Below are 613 nucleotides of genomic sequence, written 5' to 3' on the forward strand. Positions count from 1 at the left end.
AAGTAAATCCCAGACAAGTCTCCCTCCTGCATGACCTGCACAAGGCAAATCATCTGCGCTTGCTCCAAGGATAGTCCTTGCTCAAACAGATAACCAAGAGCTGACTCCTGATAAAGAGAGAGCAAGGTCGCTTGGATGGCTTCTTTAAGTCCATCTGGCTTCACATTGAGCCGGCTCTCAAACTGACCGGCAAATGATGAAGCCTTCCCATCCTCAATGGTTGCTGATGAGCGAACTGCAAAGCGACAGCCTGTCTGAGAAAACTCCTTGTGGACCCAACTTTCTGCTGCCGTCAGGTCTTCTTGACTAAACTGCTCTCTGGCCCAGTCCTGCAGTTGCTGACTGAGCTGGGACAAGTCTAACTCCCCAGACCGATAAGCTGCTTCCATCCGCTCCAAGTCAGCAGAGCTGGCAGATTTTTGAAAAAAGTCAAAAGCAAACACTGCAAAGTCAGGAATCAGCAAACCAGCAGCCTGCATTTTCAGCAAATGATAGGCCTTGCCTCCAACCCGGTCAAGCCCTGTCTGCTTGATTCTTTTCATCAAAGTACCCCCATCAAGAGATAAACAGCAACGGACAGAACCATGGTCGTCTCCGTGATATAAGTATAACG

At 49.1% G+C, this 613-nt stretch carries 1 protein-coding gene; it reads right to left on the minus strand.

What is annotated here, in order from left to right; all coding sequences use genetic code 11:
• The coding region (locus D8792_RS11195) for a PEP/pyruvate-binding domain-containing protein (RefSeq protein ID WP_312023827.1) at positions 1-542 on the minus strand (542 nt) is incomplete at its 3' end.
• Between the last annotated feature and the right edge of the window lie 71 nt (positions 543-613).

The sequence above is a fragment of the Streptococcus cristatus genome, from assembly GCF_003943505.1.
Taxonomy (GTDB): Bacteria; Bacillota; Bacilli; order Lactobacillales; family Streptococcaceae; genus Streptococcus; species Streptococcus cristatus_E.